Source organism: Mesorhizobium sp. M0633 (assembly GCF_040320645.1).
Lineage (GTDB): Bacteria > Pseudomonadota > Alphaproteobacteria > Rhizobiales > Rhizobiaceae > Mesorhizobium.
Genome location: NZ_JAMYQC010000032.1, coordinates 1 through 16,721, shown reverse-complemented (window position 1 = coordinate 16,721; position 16,721 = coordinate 1). Strand labels below are relative to the sequence as shown.

The 16,721-nt window shown below is 61.7% G+C and carries 17 protein-coding genes and 4 pseudogenes; 8 read left to right on the top strand and 13 right to left on the bottom strand.

Annotated features, from left to right (window positions below):
• Positions 1 to 13 precede the first annotated feature (13 nt).
• The 5 genes from NKI47_RS27075 to NKI47_RS27055 all read left to right on the top strand — a co-directional run bounded on the left by NKI47_RS27075 (position 14) and on the right by NKI47_RS27055 (position 6,081).
• Complete coding sequence (locus NKI47_RS27075; protein WP_352516270.1) at positions 14 to 1,345, top strand: ABC transporter substrate-binding protein; 1,332 nt, start codon at positions 14 to 16, stop codon at positions 1,343 to 1,345.
• A 64-nt stretch (positions 1,346 to 1,409) separates the two neighbouring features.
• The gene (locus NKI47_RS27070) at positions 1,410 to 2,201 is read left to right on the top strand and encodes an ABC transporter ATP-binding protein (protein WP_352594225.1); all 792 of its coding nucleotides are present in this window, start codon (positions 1,410 to 1,412) and stop codon (positions 2,199 to 2,201) included.
• The gene (locus NKI47_RS27065) at positions 2,198 to 3,445 is read left to right on the top strand and encodes an SfnB family sulfur acquisition oxidoreductase (protein ID WP_352594224.1); all 1,248 of its coding nucleotides are present in this window, start codon (positions 2,198 to 2,200) and stop codon (positions 3,443 to 3,445) included. Before NKI47_RS27070 ends, NKI47_RS27065 begins: the two co-directional genes overlap by 4 nt.
• 33 nt (positions 3,446 to 3,478) lie before the next feature.
• On the top strand, positions 3,479 to 4,654 hold the full coding sequence (gene ssuD, locus NKI47_RS27060; RefSeq protein WP_352594223.1) for an FMNH2-dependent alkanesulfonate monooxygenase: 1,176 nt from the start codon (positions 3,479 to 3,481) through the stop codon (positions 4,652 to 4,654).
• Positions 4,655 to 4,665: 11 nt separating this feature from the next.
• On the top strand, positions 4,666 to 6,081 hold the full coding sequence (locus NKI47_RS27055; RefSeq protein WP_352594222.1) for an FAD/NAD(P)-binding protein: 1,416 nt from the start codon (positions 4,666 to 4,668) through the stop codon (positions 6,079 to 6,081).
• A 395-nt stretch (positions 6,082 to 6,476) separates the two neighbouring features.
• On the opposite strand, the gene NKI47_RS27050 is transcribed toward NKI47_RS27055, so the two are convergent.
• From NKI47_RS27050 to NKI47_RS27010, 8 genes and pseudogenes are all read right to left on the bottom strand, one after another.
• Positions 6,477 to 7,535 (bottom strand): class I SAM-dependent methyltransferase, encoded by a 1,059-nt coding sequence (locus tag NKI47_RS27050; RefSeq protein WP_352594221.1) that lies wholly within the window; start codon positions 7,533 to 7,535, stop codon positions 6,477 to 6,479.
• Positions 7,536 to 7,575: 40 nt separating this feature from the next.
• On the bottom strand, positions 7,576 to 8,004 hold the full coding sequence (locus NKI47_RS27045) for an insulinase family protein (protein ID WP_352594220.1): 429 nt from the start codon (positions 8,002 to 8,004) through the stop codon (positions 7,576 to 7,578).
• A gap of 278 nt (positions 8,005 to 8,282) precedes the next feature.
• Positions 8,283 to 8,567, bottom strand: coding sequence for a hypothetical protein (locus NKI47_RS27040; protein ID WP_352594219.1), 285 nt, complete (start codon positions 8,565 to 8,567; stop codon positions 8,283 to 8,285).
• On the bottom strand, positions 8,568 to 8,846 hold the full coding sequence (locus NKI47_RS27035; protein ID WP_352496371.1) for a hypothetical protein: 279 nt from the start codon (positions 8,844 to 8,846) through the stop codon (positions 8,568 to 8,570).
• Between the two features lie 348 nt (positions 8,847 to 9,194).
• Positions 9,195 to 9,673 (bottom strand): annotated as a pseudogene (locus NKI47_RS35215) (transposase); the annotation flags it as partial.
• 150 nt (positions 9,674 to 9,823) lie between these two features.
• Positions 9,824 to 10,117: pseudogene (locus tag NKI47_RS27020) on the bottom strand (nicotinate-nucleotide diphosphorylase); the annotation flags it as partial.
• Positions 10,118 to 10,685: 568 nt separating this feature from the next.
• Positions 10,686 to 10,856 (bottom strand): hypothetical protein, encoded by a 171-nt coding sequence (locus NKI47_RS27015; protein ID WP_352594216.1) that lies wholly within the window; start codon positions 10,854 to 10,856, stop codon positions 10,686 to 10,688.
• A complete protein-coding gene (locus NKI47_RS27010) occupies positions 10,844 to 11,143 on the bottom strand; it encodes a Y4lK-related protein (RefSeq protein ID WP_352594215.1) in 300 nt (99 codons plus the stop codon). Before NKI47_RS27010 ends, NKI47_RS27015 begins: the two co-directional genes overlap by 13 nt.
• A 1,004-nt stretch (positions 11,144 to 12,147) precedes the next feature.
• Between NKI47_RS27010 and NKI47_RS27005 the strand changes: the two genes are divergently transcribed.
• Positions 12,148 to 12,339 carry a hypothetical protein gene (locus tag NKI47_RS27005; protein ID WP_352594214.1) on the top strand — a complete coding sequence of 64 codons (192 nt, stop codon included), beginning with the start codon at positions 12,148 to 12,150 and terminating at the stop codon, positions 12,337 to 12,339.
• A gap of 27 nt (positions 12,340 to 12,366) precedes the next feature.
• Here NKI47_RS27005 and NKI47_RS27000 read toward each other — a convergent pair whose 3' ends face one another.
• The 5 genes and pseudogenes from NKI47_RS27000 to NKI47_RS26980 form a co-directional block, all read right to left on the bottom strand.
• On the bottom strand, positions 12,367 to 12,852 hold the full coding sequence (locus NKI47_RS27000; RefSeq protein ID WP_352594213.1) for a S46 family peptidase: 486 nt from the start codon (positions 12,850 to 12,852) through the stop codon (positions 12,367 to 12,369).
• On the bottom strand, positions 12,779 to 13,210 hold the full coding sequence (locus tag NKI47_RS26995; protein WP_352594212.1) for an IS1096 element passenger TnpR family protein: 432 nt from the start codon (positions 13,208 to 13,210) through the stop codon (positions 12,779 to 12,781). Before NKI47_RS26995 ends, NKI47_RS27000 begins: the two co-directional genes overlap by 74 nt.
• Before the next feature lie 8 nt (positions 13,211 to 13,218).
• Positions 13,219 to 14,416, bottom strand: a pseudogene (gene tnpC / locus NKI47_RS26990) (IS66 family transposase).
• 171 nt (positions 14,417 to 14,587) lie between these two features.
• Positions 14,588 to 14,737: pseudogene (locus tag NKI47_RS26985) on the bottom strand (hypothetical protein); the annotation flags it as partial.
• 46 nt (positions 14,738 to 14,783) lie between these two features.
• Positions 14,784 to 15,128 carry a S46 family peptidase gene (locus tag NKI47_RS26980; RefSeq protein WP_352594211.1) on the bottom strand — a complete coding sequence of 115 codons (345 nt, stop codon included), beginning with the start codon at positions 15,126 to 15,128 and terminating at the stop codon, positions 14,784 to 14,786.
• Between the two features lie 444 nt (positions 15,129 to 15,572).
• Between NKI47_RS26980 and groES the strand changes: the two genes are divergently transcribed.
• Positions 15,573 to 15,869, top strand: coding sequence for a co-chaperone GroES (groES, locus tag NKI47_RS26975; protein ID WP_352458515.1), 297 nt, complete (start codon positions 15,573 to 15,575; stop codon positions 15,867 to 15,869).
• 62 nt (positions 15,870 to 15,931) lie between these two features.
• On the top strand, positions 15,932 to 16,721 hold a 790-nt coding region (gene groEL, locus NKI47_RS26970), incomplete at its 3' end, for a chaperonin GroEL (protein WP_352594210.1).

Below are 16,721 nucleotides of genomic sequence, written 5' to 3'. Positions count from 1 at the left end.
GGAGACCCAATCCATGACCTTCTTCAGTCACCTCAAGAAAGCGGCGATCGCCACGGCCTTCGTCCTCGGCGCGACGGCGGTCCACGCCGACGAGCAGTATTTTCCCCTGCAGAGCTACCGCGTCGGCCCTTATGCCGCCGGCGGCACCGGCTTCTTCGGCGGCTTCATCGACTATCTCAACCTGATCAACATCCGCGACGGCGGCGTCAACGGCGTCAAGCTGACCTGGAGCGAGGGCGAGACGCAGTATGAGGTCGAGAAGGGCGTCGAGGTCTATGAACGATTGAAGAGCAATCCCGGCATCGCCGCCTGGAACCCGCTTTCGGTCGGCATCGCCTATGCCATGATCGACCGCATCACCGATGACAAGGTGCCGCTGATCACCATCAACCACGGCCGCACCGACACCACGGACGGACGCGTGTTCCCTTACGTCTTCCCGCTGCTGCTCAATCCGTACAGCGAGACCTCGGGCATCGTGAACTATATCGCCTCCAAGGAAGGCGGCCTCGACAAGCTCAAGGGCAAGAAGATCGTCGTGCTCTATCACGGCTCGCCCTATGGCAAGGAGACGATTCCGATCTATGAGCTGCTGTCGCAGAAATACGGCTTCGAGCTGTCGCAGATCGAGGTTCCGCATCCAGGCAACGAGCAGCAGGCGCAGTGGCTGACGATCCGTCGCGAGCATCCGGACTATGTGGTGCTGCGCGGCTGGGGCGTGATGAACCCGGTTGCGCTCAAGACCGCGCAGAAGACCGGCTTCCCGGCCGATCACATCGTCGGCAATGTCTGGTCGAATTCGGAAGAGGATGTGATCCCCGCGGGCGATGCCGCCAAGGGCTATACGGCCATCACCACCCAGGCGTCAGGCGAGCAGTATCCGGTGGTCCAGGAGATCGTCAAAACGGTCTACGGCGCCGGCAAAGGCAATCTCGAGGAAAAGAGCCGTATCGGCTCGGTCTACCACAATCTCGGCATCGTCAACGGCATCCTCAATGTCGAGGCGGTCCGCATCGCGCAGGCCAAGTTCGGCAACCGCACGCTCACTGGCGACGAAGTCCGCTGGGGCTTCGAGCATCTCAAGCTCGATCCGGCACGCGTCGAGGCGCTCGGCGCCAAGGACCTGTTCCACTCGATCAACGTCTCCTGGGACAATCACGAAGGTGACGGCTACGTGACCTTCCAGCAGTGGGACGGCAAGAAGTGGAACGTCGTCTCCGACTGGATTGCGCCCGACTGGAAGCTGCTGCGTCCGATCATCGAGAAGTCGTCCGAGGCCTATGCCAAGGAAAAGGGCATCAAGATCCGCACGGCCGAAGACGCCGAAGCAGTGGTCAGCAACTGAAGTCCAACAACTCGCGGCCGGCCAACGGGCCGGCCGCGATTTCCTGCCTATTGCGGAGTCATCGATGTCCAGCCCGGAAAATCCGATCCTGTCGGTCAGTCGCGTGGAGGCCGTCTACAACGGCGCCATCGCCGCCCTGCACGGTGTCGACCTGTCGGTCGGTAAAGGCGAGATCGTCGCACTGCTCGGCTCCAACGGCGCCGGCAAGACGACGCTGCTACGCGCCATATCCAATCTCCTCCCGGCCGAGCGCGGCACCGTTACCGCCGGCCGGATCACTTTCGACGGCGAGGATGTCTCCAGGGCAAGCCCCTCTCACCTCGTCCGCAAGGGTCTGGTCCAGATCCTCGAGGGCCGACACTGCTTCCGCTCGCTGACGGTCGAGGAGAACCTTCTGACCGGCGCGCTCGGGCGTTCGTCCTCCCGCACCGGCGTCAAGGCCGACCTCGACCGCGTCTATGCGCTTTTCCCCAGGCTCGCCGAGAAGCGGCGAACCCGGTCCGGCCTCACCTCCGGCGGCGAGCAGCAGATGACGGCGATCGGCCGCGGTCTGATGTCGCGGCCGAAACTGTTCGTGCTGGACGAGCCTTCGATGGGGCTGGCGCCGCTGATCGTCGACGAGATTTTCAGCGCCTTGAAGCGGCTCAATCGGGACGAAGGTCTTTCGATCCTTGTCGCCGAGCAGAATTCGGCAGTGGCGCTGAAATATGCCGACCGCGCCACCGTGCTCGAAAACGGAAAGAGCGTGCTGGAAGGGTCGGCCGCCGACCTGCGCCAGCGCGACGACATCAAGACCTACTATCTCGGCGGCACGCCGCTTCCATCGCAACATTTTCCCCAGGAGACCGCAGCATGACCATCCAATCGAAGCAGCCGTCCGATATCCGCAGCGCCGTCCCCCCGGTTGAGCGTCCGTCGGCCAGAGCGCATGTCATCAAGACCGACGCCGAGGCGATCGCTGTGGCGGAAAAACTGGCCGCAGACTTCGCCAAGGACGCCTCCAGGCGGGACCGCGAGCGCATCTGGCCGAAGGAAGAGCTCGATGCGTTTTCGCAGAGCGGCCTGTGGTCGATCAACGTGCCGAAGGCCTATGGCGGACCGGAACTCTCCTATGTGACGCTGTCGAAGGTGATCACCATCATCTCGGCGGCCGATCCGTCGCTCGGCCAGATTCCGCAGAACCATCTCGGCGTCGTCGCCGCCATCCGCACCGTCTCTGACGAGGCCCAGAAGCAGTTGCTCTTCGCCGAAGTTCTGTCCGGCACGCGGTTCGGCAACGCGTTCTCGGAATTCGGCTCCAAGCGGGCGGCCGATTTTGAGACCAAATTCGTCGACGCTGGCGACCACGTCGTGGTCAATGGCCAGAAATTCTATTCCAGCGGCGCGCTGCTCGCCCATCTGGTGCCGATCGTGGCGCTCGATGACGAGGGCCGGGCCTGGTATGCCATCGCCGATCGCGGCGCGCCCGGACTGACGGTCATCGACGACTGGTCGAGCTTCGGCCAGAAGACGACGCTGTCCGGCACAGTCCTGCTGGACAATGTCAAAGTGCCGAAGACGCATCTCGTCCCCGGCTACAAGGGCTATGACCGGCCGACGGCCGACGGCGCCATCTTCCAGATCATCCAGGCTGCTGTCGATCTCGGCATCGCCAACGCGGCGATCGAAGAAACCGTCAGCTTCGTGCGCACCAAGTCGCGCGCGTGGATCGACAGCGGCGTCGATCATGCCTGGCAGGATCCCTACACTATCCAGGCCGTCGGTGACCTTCGCCTGCGGGCCAATGCGGCGCAGGCCGTTCTGGACAAGGCAGGGCTGGCGGTCGACCGCGCCCTGGCCGATCCGAACGATAAGACCGTCGCGGAAGCGCAGATCGCGGTTGCCGAATCCAAGATCCTCACCACCGAGATCGCCATCAACGCCACCAACAAACTGTTCGAACTCGCCGGCACGCGATCCACACTGGCCGAGCACAATCTCGACCGGCACTGGCGCAACGCCCGAACCCACACGCTGCACGATCCGGTGCGCTGGAAATACGCGATCCTCGGCAACTATTACCTGAACGACGTCAATCCGCCGCTCCACGCCTGGAGCTGAGCGAGAACGCCGTAAAGTCACAAAGGACTGTTCATGAGCACTGCCATCCCCGACAGGATCAAGGTCCTGTGGTTTCTTCCGACCCATGGCGACAGCCGCTATCTCGGCACCTCCGAGGGGGGCAGGGCGGTCGACCTGCCCTATCTGACCCAGGTCGCCAAGGCCGCCGACGCCATCGGCTATTACGGCGCGCTGCTGCCGACCGGCCGAAGTTGCGAGGACAGCTGGGTCGTGGCGTCGGCGCTGGCGCCGTTGACGCAGCGGCTCCGCTTCCTCGTTGCGGTGCGGCCGGGCCTGCAATCGCCGACGCTCGCCGCGCGGATGACCTCGACGCTCGACCGCATTTCCGGCGGGCGCCTGCTTATCAACGTGGTCACCGGCGGTGACCCGGTCGAGAACAAGGGCGACGGCATCTTCCTCAGCCATGACGAGCGCTATGAGGTGACGCGGGAGTTTCTCGATATCTACAAGGCCGTGCTCAGCGGCGAGACCATTGCCTTCGAAGGCAAGCACTTCCGCATCGAGGACGGAAGGCTGCTGTTCCCGCCGGTGCAGACGCCGCATCCGCCGCTCTATTTCGGTGGTTCGTCGGAGGCGGCGAATGCGGTCGCCGCCGAGCAGATCGACAAATATCTGACCTGGGGCGAACCACCGGTCGATGTCGCCGCAAAGGTCGACCATGTGCGCGGCCTTGCCGAGAAGGCCGGACGCCAGGTGAGTTTCGGCATCAGGCTGCATGTCATCGTTCGCGAAACCAATGACGAAGCCTGGGCCGATGCCGACCGCCTGATCAGCCGCCTGGACGACAAGACGATCTCCGAGGCGCAGAAGGTTTTCGCGCGCATGGATTCCGTCGGCCAGTCGCGCATGAGCCGGCTGCATGGCGGCCGTCGCGACAAACTCGAAATCAGTCCGAATCTGTGGGCCGGTGTCGGCCTGGTGCGCGGCGGCGCCGGCACCGCGCTGGTCGGCGATGCGGCGACCGTGGCGGAACGGATCGATGAATACCGGCGCATAGGCATCGATACATTCATCCTGTCCGGTTACCCGCATCTGGAGGAAGCCTATCGCTTCGGCGAACTTGTGCTGCCGCTGCTGCCGCTGGATCATGAAATCTCGATCCGCCCAACGACTGTGAACATGGGGCCGTTCGGCGAGACCGTGGCCGGCGATCACCGACCAGCGGCGCTGCGCGCGAGCCAGTCTTGAGCGCTTCCCACATGGCCAGCAAACCGGCGGTCGCCATTATCGGCGGTGGCTTTTCTGGTGCGGCAACCGCGTTTCACCTGGCGCGGCTGCTGCCCGCCGGTGCAGCCGATATCGTGGTCGTCGAACCGCGCGAGGCGCTCGGCTGTGGTCTGGCCTATTCGACGGCCGATCCCTCGCACCGCATTAACGTGCGGGCATCCAGAATGACGCTGATCTCAGGTGAGGACGGCCATTTTTCCAACTGGCTGGAGCAGACCGGCGCTATTCTGGACGACGTGGAGGCGGTCGCCGCCAGTGGTGCGATCTATCCTCAGCGCCGGGTCTTCGGCCACTATGTCGAATCCTACCTGCAGCCCTTCCTGCAAACCAAAGCGATCCACCATGTCAGGGCCGAGGTTGCTTCGGTCGAGCGCAGTGGCGAGGGCTACCGGCTCGTCCTGTCCGATGGCGCAACCCTTGCCGCCGATGCTGTGGTGATCGCGGCGACGCATCCATTGCCGGCGCTGCCGGCGCCGCTGCGGAGTGTGGCCGCTGTCGCCGGGTTGGTGGCCAATCCCTACGATCTCGAACGACTGCAGGTGATCGGCCGCAATGACCATGTTCTCATCGTCGGCACCGGGCTGACCTCGGCCGACGTCATCGCCACGCTCGATCGCAGAGATCATCGAGGCCGCATCGTCGCACTGTCGCGCCATGGCTATCGCTCGCGTGTGCAGGCCGCGATGCAAGGCGACCCGATCGGCGACTTCACCAGCCTGCCTCCGCGCAGCGCAACGATGCTGCTCAGGCACATACGGGCTACGATTGCGGCAGCGACGCGACAGGGCGAAGATTGGTATCCCGTCCTCGACGCTGTCCGGCGTCAGGGGCAGTTCGTCTGGCAGGCCTTGCCGCTCGCCGAGCAACGCCGCGTGGTGCGCCATCTTCGCGCGCTCTGGGACGTGCATCGCTTCCGCATCGCGCCGCAGGTCGCGGACGTGCTGGATCGGCGCCTTGCCGAGGGCACTCTCGCTTATCGCGCCGCATCGATTGTCGAGGCCGAAGAGGCCGACGGGCGCATTCGCGTCACGCAGCGGCCAAGGCGCCGACACAACCTCATCGTCGAAGCGTTCGACAGCGTGATCGTGACGACCGGGCCGGCGCATGCCGATATCTTGCGGACCAACACGGCGATTGCGGCGCTCCAGCGGATGGGATTGGTCCGGCTCGACCCGATTGGTCTTGGTTTGGAGACCGACAGCCAAGGCCGTGCGGTCGGCACATCCGGGCGCCCGACCGACAGCATTTTCGTCAGCGGGCCACTGGCGCGCGGCAGCGTCGGCGAACTGATGGGAATTCCCGAAGTCACCGCACATACCGAGCGCGTCGCCGCCGAAATTCAGCAATGGTTGGGATACCAAACGGCGTTGCGTCGCAAGGCTTCGTGAAGCTGTGATTAGCATGAGTCTATTCAGATGACACTGACGGAACGCATCGCCAGGATTGAAAGCGCCTTCGAGGTTTATGAAACCGCCATTGGTCGCAGTGCCGCTCCTGGCGCTTTTCGCGTTTGTCGCCGACGCCGCCGAAGTCGCCCAAGTCAGGTGGAGAGACTGCGCGTTTGAGCGGAGTACGGTCTTCGGAGTTGGCTTCTCTGAGAGCACCGAACTAGTCTAGGCGACGAGCTTGGCTGCGTGTGCCTTCAACTACTGTTGGCTTCTAACAACTCCAATCTGGTGTCAGGGGGGTGACGCCTCTGAAAATTTGTCGATAACTGTGAGTTCGGATTTTGACGAGATCTTCACCATAAAGCGATGAGCTGCAATTTCTAGCGACGGCCGCGCTAGGGACGGGCCTCCAGCACCAGGTTGAACGGCGACTCCGTGGCGCGACGGAATCGCTTGAAGCCGCCGCCGGTCACCACCTTGCGTAGCCTCGCCTCGCCGGCCTGGGCGCCAAGCCCGAGCCCGACTTCCTGCGACAGGGATGCGGGCGTGCACACGAACGTGGAAGCGGCATAGTAAACGCGTCCGACGGGATTGAGGTTCGCCGTTAGATGATCATGCGCGAACGGCTCGACGATCATCCACGTGCCATCCGGCTTGAGCGACCCGTGGACATGGGTCGCGGCGCCCGCCGGGTCGCCCATGTCGTGAAGGCAATCGAAAAAAGCGACGAGGTCATAGGTGCCGGGATAGGTCTTGGCGGCCGCGACCTCGAAGCGCGTGTTGGCGCCGACGCCGGCTTCCTCGGCGGCCTTGCGGGCGCGCTCGATCGAAGGGGCGTGATAATCGAAGCCGACGAAGCGCGAATTGGGGAAAGCACGTGCCATGAGCACCGTCGATGCGCCATGACCGCATCCGACATCCGCGACCTCCACGCCGCGTTCGAGCTTCTCGACTACGCCCTCCAGGGCCGGCAGCCAGGAGTCGATCAGATTGGCATTATAGCCTGGACGGAAGAACCGCTCCGTGCCGCGAAACAGACACGCGCTATGATCGTGCCATGCAACGCCCTTGCCGGACTGGAACGCTTGCCTCACCTTTTCTTCATCGAGCCACAGCGCGGATAGGAACTCGAATGCGCCAGCCATGAAGGCCGGGCTATTTTCATCGGCGAACACCAGCTCCTGCTCGGCGTTGAGATAGAACTGGTCGTTGGCTTCATCGTAGTCGACGTAGCCCGCCGCCGCCTGCCCGGAAAGCCATTCCCTTACAAGGCGCTCCTGGGTACCGGTGCGTGTCGAAAGTTCGGCGGCCGTCATCTTGCCGCCTTCGCGCAATGCCTTGAACAGGCCGAGTCTGTCGCCCAGCAAGACTCCCGCGCCCGTAGCGATCGCACCGAGATCGCCGACCATTTTCCCCAAGAATGCGTCCAACTTTTCCTGACTCGCTTCAGACATCGGAATCTCCCTTTGGGCTCGATCTCTCCCAGTAAAAGCCTCACAAGGGGAGAAGAATGGCGAAATTGGAGCCCGGGCCCATCCTTTGGCGTCCACGCGCGGGCCGACCACCATAATGGCGGGTTCGGCCGAAAGCAGCTTCTTCGCCGCTGCCTCGACTTGGTCGATCGATGAGGGCGGCGCGGCACTGGTGTAGCCGATGCCAAGACCCGACAAGCGTGGCTGCAATCGAACTGGAGGAATCCAGATTGTTGGTAGCATAGGTGCCGATCAGATATTTCTTGCTCGCTTTTAGCTCGGCCTCTGTCGGCCCTGTTTCCGCCAACTCCCTGATCACGTGGCGTATCAGCCCGAGCGTCTCGGCCGCCCTGTCGGCGCGCGTCGCCATGGTCACGACAAGCGCATTGGAATGCTGGTGGTCTTTCAGGCTGGAATGGATACCGTAAGCAAGGCCGCGCTTTTCGCGCACTTCCTGGAACAGACGCCAGGTAAATGGCAAGCCTCTGAGTATTTTGCTTATCAGCTGTGCGGCTTAGAATTCCGGGTCGCTGCGTCCGATGCCGGGAAAAACCAGCTGCAGCGAAGTCTGCGGCGGGTCGTAGGCGACCAATTACGCCGGCCGAGCTCGGGGCGACATCGGCCACCGGGGCGATCGCCTGCTTCTGAGGCAAATCGCCGACCACCTCGTGGAGCCTTTCACTCAGGCCTTTGGCATCAATGTCGCCGACGACCGCGACGTGCAGCCCGTCACGGGCGAAAGCGGCCTTGTGGAGGGTGCCTAGATCGGCCGGCGTTATGCCGGCGAGTCTCTCCTTGGTGCCCCTCGGCCGGCCTCGAATAAGGATGCGTGCCGTAGATTCTGCGCCGCCATGCAAGCTCGGCGATCGCGTGGGGGTCGCGCTCATTGGCGATGATGCTGGCGAGAATGTTGGCGCGGATACGGTCGACCGGCTCCTGGTCGAAGCGGGGGCTGTTAGCCGCGAGCCTGAGCAGATCGAAGGCGGCGTCCTTCCGTTCGGACAGCATGCGCATCTAGCCATAAATGCCGTCGCGCTGCGCGTCGAAGCTCATCTCGGCCCCGGCATGGTCAACCGTCACCTGGAAGGCATCGCTGTCGAGATCGCCGGCGCCCTCGTCGAACAGGCCGGTCATCAAATTGGCCAGTCCCTCCTTGCCAGCAGAGTCCTGCGCGGTGCCGCCGTCGAAGACGAAGCGGATGGCTCCGGTTGTGGTGACGGGATGGACGATAAGCAAGGTTCGGGGCGAAGTGATTTGTTCCGCGGCGGCGGTATGTTTTGGTGAGGTGATCATGCGACGTCTTCTTTGGTCGGTCAATGTTTGCGGATGATCGTGCATGTACCGTGCCAAATGAGAAAACCATTTATACGCAGTCTGGTAGATCTGACTCTGCTACGTTGCGTATCCGACATTGTCGGAAATTGTACAGCGCCGAACGCGAAGCGGCTCGGGGCTTGTGACGATGCTTGCGCGTGCTGCTGCGGAGGGGGATATGAATGCGCCTCGAACTGGCGCGAGGCCTTCGAGGATGCCGGATTACTTAGCAAGGAGAAGTTGCTGGCGGACGACCGCCTATTCGAACCGTTTGGACGAAAATCACCCCTTAAACGGGGTCCTCGTTCCTCTCGCTGCGGCCACAGCCTAAGTTGCACCGACGAGGCGCGCCTGGAGCAGATCAATCTTGGCGCGGCCGTACGTTTGCCGCTTGATGAGTTTGAGCTTGGTGATCTGGCCTTCGGTCTGGCCATTCGACCACGGAGAGATAATGGCGTTGCGGACTGCGGCGATGTCCTTTTCGACCCCGTTTGCAAAGGAGCCGACGAGGCTTGCCTTCGCGCCGTCCAGCCACGTGTCCAGTTTTGCGACCGCCTTTGATCGGATCATCTGCTGAAAGTCGTCGATCAGCGTTCGCGCGTGACGAGGTCGATTGCCGCGATCAGTACAGCGTCCGATTTGGACAGGTCGTTACGCGCCAGCGTCATGAGCCTGGCGATGCTTCGTGCCGAAGGCGTGCGGGCAAGGGCGCTTTGATCGGTCCTTTCAGCAAGGCGTCTGCGCCGCGCCCATTCAGAGACGACGCCGATCTGGCCACGAAAGCCTTTCTTGCGCATTTCGCGCCAAGTCATGTGCTTGACCCGGCGGCATCGTCTTCGTCGAAATCGTTGCGTCCATTTCCATCCTGTTCCCTGGTTTCTGGCCTTAACGGCTTCTCTGCTGGCCGCTTGACGGTGACCGGAAAACTTATCCGCCCGGTGCCGTCCATCAGTCGATTATGAGTCCCGATAATCAAGTGCGATATCCAGGATCGGCGCGCTATGGGTCAGCCAGCCGATGGAGATCAGATCGACGCCCGTCGCAGCAATCTGCGCAGCCATATCGAGCGTAATCGGGCCCGATGCTTCGGTGATCGCCCGCCCGGCAACCATCGCCACCGCGTGGCGCAACTCATCGAGCATGTTGTCGAGCAGGACAGCCTCGGGGGCGAAGCCAAGTGCCTCCTCCAACTGGGTCAGCGTATCGACCTCCACTTCGATTTTGACGAGATGACCTACGCTTGCTCGCGCGAGCCACGCTTGCGGCGGCAACGCGCGTCATCCGCCGCTCTATAACCCCCGACAAGACCTCAATGCGATTTCAGTCCCAAGATACAATCTCCCCGCTCTCGAGGCGAGAGAGTGGCAAGGCACAAGCAGGAGCGACATTCCTATTTTGCCAGATCAGGACATTTTAACTTAGCTGTTAATATTATGGAACTCGGCGGCGGTTTTCTAGCTGTTGCTTTTTTCTCTCCTGCCGCAGCTTACGAAGTTGTGGATTCTTTCAGTAAACTGCGGTTATCGGATTTTGAACTATGGTTCAGAGTCGGAAACGACAGCACATCCCGATGCCGTTCGGGGGGCGTCCATCGCATCGATTAGGACTGAGCATGAGGGGGAAGGCGGATAGCCGAAGCGTGACAGTGCGATGACCCGAAGGCCCTCGCCAACAGGGCGGCCGTAGGAGCACCAGCATAGTGCGACGTTGCCGGATCGACACCAGCCATGGCCGCGACCCAGAGTTGCTACGTCGGAATGGCTAAGCACCTTGCGGTCGCCGGACTTGATAGTTTCGACGACATTGCCCGGCGAACAGTCATTGACCGACCCTTGTCCGTGGTGCCCAGTACGAGAAGACGAGGTTATTGCCCTGTTGGGCAAACCACAGCTCGTTGGCGTCGATACCGGTCCCGAAGTCCAGCTCGTCATTGTCGGTGAAGGAGCCGGATTCGACAATCGTATCCGACCCGTCCTTTATACGTTCCAACTTTGAGTGCCTGTTTTGTGCGGTCTCCGGCCCTCGTTTGTCGGCGACTCGGGTTCTATGTACCGGCCAATCGAGCGAAGATAGGCAACGATCTCCGGTAGCAGGTGATCACGATCGCCAAACTCTTCTACGATTCTTCTTACCTTGCGCCAGGGTACCTTCCGGTCAACATCACCTGCCGAATAGCCTAAGTGACCGATCGCGCAGATGTCGCAGCCAGCCTCGATCATCTTGTCGACGAAGGCGGGAATCTCGCTCGCTTTCATTAGTCGCATGTTGCTGGTCATCGCAGAAATCTCCGTTGGTGGTCGGCATGGAAATTGCGCCGACACTCAAACGTGCTTGAATGCGCTCACCTTCGCAACCTGTGCACTTGCACAGGTTGTAGGGTCTCAGGCCTGCCGATGGCGCCGGATCGAACGTTCCTGCGCATTTGTTCATTGTTGGCACCCCGGGCACTCAACCCCGTGTTGCTAGAACAGCCCACCTGCTCCGTTCCAGCAAGGCAGCACTGGCCACCGGAACGCTCCCCTTGCGCGCACTGAAAGGCGATGCCGGCGCTCAGGCAGTCGGAGTCAGTCATGCCGAGGCGCCATTTCCTTTTCCTCGCAAGTCGCTCGAGCCGCACGCCTCTTTTCGCTCTGGAGTCCAATAGGTTGGGCCGAGGTTTGCTCAATCGAGGGGATCGGCGCCTTTCCATTTAGCTATAGGCTAAGAAAAGCTCCTTAGATCCCGCAGTCAGGAGTCCACCAATCGGTGAGATGGCTGCGAACCGCGTTGCGGGCGGGATTGGGTGCTCTGACGATCGATACCCCACACCTGCGCCATTTCTTCTTCGATGGCATTATCGCCCCCCCGTATAGCTAAGTGGTGTGGACAAACCTGATCCACACGACCTAGCGCGATTTGGAGCCACCCGGCCTGGGACCTGGCGGCCGCCTCTGGCTCTACGCCGCCAAAATCGGGGCCGGTTCCGCGCGTCCGCATCGAATGACGCCGGTCAGAGGTGATCTCGGAACGGGGTGTGCTCGGCATTTATGATCCGACCGAGCGCCAGCGAGTGATCGCCGGCGGGCTGGACGGCGGCATCATGTCAGGGGACTTTGGCCTCCAGGCGCGCGCGAGGAATGCCGAGACCTCGGCGTCGAAGTCGACCGGTTCAGTCACCGTGGGGGGAAATCCTCGCCACTCCCCCGATCATCCCCGATTTAATTCAAATTTGTCTATAGTTATTGACGATTGCGCGACCTTCACCTCGTAGACGGCAATGCGGGTGGTTAGAGAGGGTCCTATGACAAGCGATTTTTCCGCCGCCCGAGTGCATTTAGATCGAGCGTATGACTACCTTTGTGGCGATGACCCGATGAGTCGAAGGGGACGCGAAGCCTTGGACTTGTTGATTGAGGCGGTTGCCGTCGAAGAGTTCAAGCAGCCACGCCAAAACGCGGAGGTGCTAAGGTTTCCGATTGGGCGCCGCTTCTGAGGCAATCTCCACGGCCGCCATGTAGCCTCAGGTGAGGCGCTCGCCGGACGGTTGCGCCGCCACTATGAACCATGGTGAACAAATCCTCCCAAAACGCCAAGTAGCCCGCCCCGCATGAGCCGAGGCGGGCAATAGAAAATGGGGGGCCCAAGCGCGCGTCCATGAAACAGCGCCGCAGGTAAAATTCAGCAGAATGTCCATCCTGGCCCCTTCAGCGGCGATGCGCAGCCAGTTCTTGGGCCGGTAGGGCACGTTGTCGCGCGCATATGGCCGGGAGGAACCATCAGGAGCGACATAGGCACGATAAAAGCCGAAGTGGCCCGTGTGGCGCGGCCACATCCAGTTGTCCGTTTGGCCGCCGAAGTTGTCGATGCCGAGCGCAGGCGCATAGACGGTAATTACCCACCCCTTGTCCCCCTCGATGCGGCACGGTGCGTCATCACTCGTCGTCGATGTCCGGGTACTGCGGGGGAGCCTTGCCGATCTTGCTGACGATCCTCGGGTAATTGGCATCGGGCTGCGCCTGCCCTGTTCCAATAACTTCAACGCGGAAGCGCCACTCGTCACCGTAGTCGTACAAGAAGGTCATTGCCGAGCCCACCTTCTGGAAGGCTGTGGTGACGCGCGTGCCCTTCACGCGGCGAGAGCCGCTCCCTTCTATGTCGGCGAAGAGTTCGAACCGCTGGGGCGAGTCGAACAACTTTCCCGTCAATTTTGAATAGAAGCCGTAGGCGTGGTCCATGTCGAAGCCAAAAGCCGCTACGATGGCTTCGGCCAGATCCGCTAGCGTGCTCGAACTCGACACCTCGATGTCCCGATAAAGCCGTGCCCGAAGAGAGGCTCGGAAGATCAAGGTCGCGGGCTCAGTCATGGCGGATTTCAGGCGCTGACAGTTTGAAGGATGATTTTGAAGGGGTTCGTGCCCGGCGCGAGACGAGCCGTGTCGACGACGGTTCGAATGTCGGCTTCGCCCTTTGCGGCCCACATGGCGCGATAGCCGTTAGTGATCTTCCGTTGAACGACGGCGGGTCTGAGGGCGCGTTCGCAGGCGTTGTTCGTCGCGTCGACCATTCCTGGCCATTGGGCAAAGGTCAAAAGTTGATCGCGAGCTCGCCTGAACTTGTTTTGGATATCGCGGGCCAGATCGCACGATGTTGTGGTGGCGAGGATATCGTCCAGGCTTCGCTCCAGGGCGCGACGCTTGCCGGCGATGGTCGAGGCGGCGAAGGTTTCGATACCGTCAGCTAGGGCGAAGGCTCTTTGCAGCCAACGCTTGAGCCGTGAGGGCAGCATGTCCTCACTTGCCTCGTCCGCATAGGCGACGTCGCGGGCGAGATGCGCCAGACAGGTCTGATGCGCATTTGCGTGCCCTTGTTGTGCGGCATAGCGATCGGAACACCAGACGTCGGGCCGATGGCCGTCTATCAGAGTCCGGACCACGACGGCGCCGCGCGTTGGCGCCGCTTGATGAACAACCGCTTCGGCGCAGCGAAACACCCAGTGGTAGGCGTTGTTCCCTTCGATCCGCACGCCGGTCTCATCGGAGGCGATGACCTTGGCCCGGCGCAACGCCGCGACGGCCTTGTCGCACTCGGCCGCGAACGCGCCCTGCGCACGGCTCAACACGTTCATCAGTCCGCCCTGGCTGATGGTGAGACCGAAAAGGTTCGCGAACGCGCGCTGCAGCCGCTCGTAGGACAGGGCCTGGAAAGTCTTGAGATAGGTCGCTACGGCGTGCACGCGTGGCCCGAACAGCGTCCCCTTCGCCGCATCTGGCACAGCCGCGACGACCAGCGTGCCGCAGGACGGGCAACGGACTGCCAAACGCCGATGGCGCTCAATCACAGGCCTGATCGCGGGAAGCTCAATCTTGTCGTGCTCGCTGACGGTTTCGGCAGCAAGATCGCTCGACAGGCTGGCGCGGCAGCAAAGGCATTGGTCGGGATGATGATCGATGATGCGATCGGCCTTCATGACCCGCCTTGGCGCCGCCAGGCTTTGCCCTGTCCCGACGCGCCTTGCGATCGCTCGACGGTGGCTTGGACCACGTGCGCGATGTCTTCTCTGGCCGCTGCATCCGCAGCACCAGATCGATCAACTCTTCCTTCGTCAGACGCTGCAAATCAGTGCGATCATAACCGCATAGATTCAGGGATTCTTGCCCCTGACAAGGGCGTGGGTAATTACCATAGACGAGGCGCACGTCCTCGATTTCGAGCTTCTGCACGAGATAGTAGGAGGCGCCGCCATAATAGGCCCCTACGTCGCAACGGCGATTGGGCTGTCCTTCACATGCGGCGATCAGGGCCTTTTTGTTCGTGGCGAGCCGCTGATAGCGGGCAAACCCGTTCAGCTTGTCCGAGACGCTCTTGAGCATTTCGGCGGTCACATCCCGCATGTCCTCGATCACATATATGGGGCTGCCGGGCGCCGCGGGCAATTCTTCACCCAGGGCTCTTCGTCAGAAAGCCGTCTGTGAGATAGTCCTGGCCCTCCTTGCTGTGGTATTGGATGGATTGGAACACGCAGTGATGATTGGTTGCGACCAGCCCTTGTGGACTGACGAACGAGGCGGAGCATCCGCCCAGTGATACGATCGCGTTGAGCGGGTCAGCGTCTAGACGGCCCAGCTGGGCGGGATCGATCTGGAGCCCATCCGCGCGCATGGCCGCGCCCACTTCCGCAGTCTGGCCCGGCATCCACATACCTTCGTCCGCCGACGTAGCCGTGACCGTCCAGAGCAAGGCGATGGCAGTTGCTTTGGCCAAACATTTCAAATTCGAGTTCATGCTGACTCTCGCTCTCATCTTGCCTCCTGTCCTCCGCAGATTGGATTGGTGACTATCGGGATGGCCGGAGTCCTGGCGCCCGCGCGGCGGCCAACACCGTAAAGACCGAGTGGACCCGTTAACCGCAAGAGTCCTGATGGCGCTCACCTCTCATATTTGTCGCGCGCAACGTTTGCGGATCATCCACTGCACCAATCGTGCCAAATGAATAAAGCCTTCAGTTACAAATGGTGAGCCGCCCCATCCATGTCCGATCTCCGACGTCTTTCACGGAAAGGGCTCGGTGCTTCCACGCTCGTTTGCTCTTCGCCCGTCCCTCTTCCGTCTTGACTAGCAGGAGCCTACGGCCTATCTCACTGCCGCGTTAGCACTCGCTTCTGGTGAGTGCTAACCACGCTCCGGCAACGGAGAACCGTTCAACATCCGCACCAGGGAAATCCAAAAATGGCAAAGTCGAATTTCCGGCCGCTTCATGACCGCGTGGTCGTTCGCCGCGTCGAGTCCGAAGCGAAGACCGCCGGCGGGATCATCATCCCCGATACGGCTAAGGAAAAGCCGCAGGAAGGCGAGATTATCGCCGTCGGTTCCGGCGCCCGTGACGAGGTCGGCAAGCTCGTCCCGCTGGACGTCAAGGCCGGCGACCGCATCCTGTTCGGCAAGTGGTCGGGCACCGAAGTCAAGCTCAACGGCGAAGACCTTCTGATCATGAAGGAAGCGGACATCATGGGCGTCATCGGCTGACACGCCGCCTTTCATCCGCACCATCCAATCTGAATTTCGGGCGAAATGCCCAGGAGTAAAAAATGGCTGCCAAAGACGTAAAATTCTCCCGCGACGCTCGTGAGCGCATGCTGCGCGGTGTCAACATCCTCGCCGACGCGGTGAAGGTCACGCTCGGCCCCAAGGGCCGCAACGTCGTCATCGACAAGTCGTTCGGCGCACCGCGCATCACCAAGGACGGCGTCACCGTCGCCAAGGAAATCGAGCTTGAAGACAAGTTCGAGAACATGGGCGCGCAGATGGTCCGCGAAGTCGCTTCGAAGACCAACGACATCGCCGGCGACGGCACCACGACCGCGACCGTTCTGGCGCAGTCGATCGTCCAGGAAGGCCACAAGGCGGTTGCCGCCGGCATGAACCCGATGGACCTGAAGCGCGGCATCGACCTCGCGGTAACCGACGTCGTTGCGACGCTGATCAAGAACGCCAAGAAGATCAAGACCTCGGAAGAGGTTGCCCAGGTCGGCACCATCGCCGGCAATGGCGATGCTTCGGTCGGCTCGATGATCGCCGAAGCTATGCAGAAGGTCGGCAATGAGGGCGTCATCACGGTCGAGGAAGCCAAGACTGCTGAGACCGAACTCGAAGTCGTTGAAGGCATGCAGTTCGACCGCGGCTATCTCTCGCCCTACTTCGTCACCAACGCCGACAAGATGGTTGCGGATCTGGAAGACGCCTACATTCTTCTCCACGAGAAGAAGCTCTCCAATCTGCAGGCCATGCTGCCGATCCTCGAGGCCGTCGTGCAGACCTCGAAGCCGCTGGTCATCATCTCGGAAGATGTCGAAGGCGAGGCCCTGGCCACGCTGGTCG

What these genes read in the sequence shown, in the direction of transcription:
- NKI47_RS27075 (WP_352516270.1), top strand. Translation starts at nt 14, where the DNA reads ATGACCTTCTTCAGTCACCTCAAGAAAGCGGCGATCGCCACGGCCTTC.
- NKI47_RS27070 (WP_352594225.1), top strand. Translation starts at nt 1,410, where the DNA reads ATGTCCAGCCCGGAAAATCCGATCCTGTCGGTCAGTCGCGTGGAGGCC.
- NKI47_RS27065 (WP_352594224.1), top strand. Translation starts at nt 2,198, where the DNA reads ATGACCATCCAATCGAAGCAGCCGTCCGATATCCGCAGCGCCGTCCCC.
- ssuD (WP_352594223.1), top strand. Translation starts at nt 3,479, where the DNA reads ATGAGCACTGCCATCCCCGACAGGATCAAGGTCCTGTGGTTTCTTCCG.
- NKI47_RS27055 (WP_352594222.1), top strand. Translation starts at nt 4,666, where the DNA reads ATGGCCAGCAAACCGGCGGTCGCCATTATCGGCGGTGGCTTTTCTGGT.
- NKI47_RS27050 (WP_352594221.1), bottom strand. Translation starts at nt 7,535, where the DNA reads ATGTCTGAAGCGAGTCAGGAAAAGTTGGACGCATTCTTGGGGAAAATG.
- NKI47_RS27040 (WP_352594219.1), bottom strand. Translation starts at nt 8,567, where the DNA reads ATGCGCATGCTGTCCGAACGGAAGGACGCCGCCTTCGATCTGCTCAGG.
- NKI47_RS27035 (WP_352496371.1), bottom strand. Translation starts at nt 8,846, where the DNA reads ATGATCACCTCACCAAAACATACCGCCGCCGCGGAACAAATCACTTCG.
- NKI47_RS27010 (WP_352594215.1), bottom strand. Translation starts at nt 11,143, where the DNA reads ATGACCAGCAACATGCGACTAATGAAAGCGAGCGAGATTCCCGCCTTC.
- NKI47_RS27005 (WP_352594214.1), top strand. Translation starts at nt 12,148, where the DNA reads ATGACAAGCGATTTTTCCGCCGCCCGAGTGCATTTAGATCGAGCGTAT.
- NKI47_RS27000 (WP_352594213.1), bottom strand. Translation starts at nt 12,852, where the DNA reads ATGCCAATTACCCGAGGATCGTCAGCAAGATCGGCAAGGCTCCCCCGC.
- NKI47_RS26995 (WP_352594212.1), bottom strand. Translation starts at nt 13,210, where the DNA reads ATGACTGAGCCCGCGACCTTGATCTTCCGAGCCTCTCTTCGGGCACGG.
- NKI47_RS26980 (WP_352594211.1), bottom strand. Translation starts at nt 15,128, where the DNA reads ATGAACTCGAATTTGAAATGTTTGGCCAAAGCAACTGCCATCGCCTTG.
- groES (WP_352458515.1), top strand. Translation starts at nt 15,573, where the DNA reads ATGGCAAAGTCGAATTTCCGGCCGCTTCATGACCGCGTGGTCGTTCGC.